Source organism: Vibrio sp. 811 (assembly GCF_033339195.1).
In genome coordinates this window covers 1-1,329 of sequence record NZ_JAWOUB010000073.1, presented here as the reverse complement: position 1 = coordinate 1,329, position 1,329 = coordinate 1, and the positions used below count along the sequence as shown (strand labels likewise).

The 1,329-nt window shown below is 44.3% G+C and carries 2 protein-coding genes; both read right to left on the bottom strand.

The window, feature by feature from the left end; all coding sequences use genetic code 11:
• Positions 1-425 precede the first annotated feature (425 nt).
• The gene (locus R7Q46_RS24880) at positions 426-656 is read right to left on the bottom strand and encodes a PAS factor family protein (RefSeq protein ID WP_005479230.1); all 231 of its coding nucleotides are present in this window, start codon (positions 654-656) and stop codon (positions 426-428) included.
• 286 nt (positions 657-942) lie between these two features.
• The coding region (locus R7Q46_RS24875; RefSeq protein WP_318077886.1) for a PPC domain-containing protein at positions 943-1,329 on the bottom strand (387 nt) is incomplete at its 5' end.

The following is a 1,329-nucleotide window of genomic DNA, read 5'->3' as shown; positions in this document are numbered from 1 at the left end:
TGAATGAACTCAATAGTCGAAATTATAAAAGCTATTCGCGATACGCCCTCACCCTTTTGCGCTTAACTCAAGGCTGAAAATCAAGGCGTAGATACGCCCTGCCTAGCACAATGAGAGCCTGTGAATCACCTCCAGTCGATGACAGCTCTTGCCATCCGCAAACAAAACAAAAATAAGTCATTGTTTTTATTTATATAAAATCCAAACACAAACTCCAAGCAACAAAACCTTATGTACGCCCTAACCCACTCGCTGTAAATGAGTAGGTTATAAAATGCGTTGACGTAACAAATAGTTAAGAAAAGCAAACTGGCAACTAGATCACGTTTGGTGAGAAGGGTTTGGCGTCGAAAAGTGTGTTGAGGAAACGCAGAAACAAAAACGGCCCTTGGGGTATTGGGCCGTGATAAAGACAACGAAGTAGATTAGCGTTCTGGTGTTTCCAGAAGTTTAACGGCGCAATCCACAGCGTTGTTGATACCTTGACTGCTCTCAAGCTTACCTGAACTCGCAGGCCCAAGGGCACAAGAGTACAAAGCCAGTTGCTTATCGAACGGCAGATCCAACTGTTCATATAGGTTTTGTCGGATACGTGCATGTTGTTCTGGTTCTTGGCTTGCAAGGCTAATCAACGTGTCATAAATAAGCGTTTTCATGTCATTCCCTTTAATTTTATTGCACGGGGTGCATATATATTGTATCCGTTTAGAAACCACAAATCAGAAGCTAGGTCACAGAACGCGGCGCTAAAAAAGATTATGTGAGAAGGATATGCCAACACAAAATTGAGACGCTTTCGACAAAAATTGACAGATACATCTCGAAATCATGCAAACGTTTGGCATTTAACACTGTTTGAATACAACCAAAAGCAGGAAAAACGAACGCGCCGCCAAAAATGGCGGCGTGTTTTTTTGTGTTACGAAACTAACTTAACGTCGATTAGAAGAAATAAACCAGCATCTCTACATCATCACCTTGTTGAGGGGCTTGAAGAGAAAAGTGCACATAGCCCGCTTCAGTCACTGGGATAGCAAGATATTCGTTGCTGCCCGCATAGTTTGATGCGTACTCGTGTTGCTCTGCTGTCGGCCAGTGTTTGCGGCTTGCGTACAAGTCCACATTACCTGCGCCGTAAGGGTCGTTCGCATTTGATTGGCTCGACATCCAAACGCGTACTTCTTTCACGCCTTCAGGCACATAAACAGCGGCATAACGCTGCTGATGAACCGTTAGCACTTTCGCTTCTCCTGATTCTAAAACCACCGGAGCTAAATCGTCTTGCACTTGTGTTGGTGGCGTTTGCGCTTCAACTTCTAACGCTGCCAC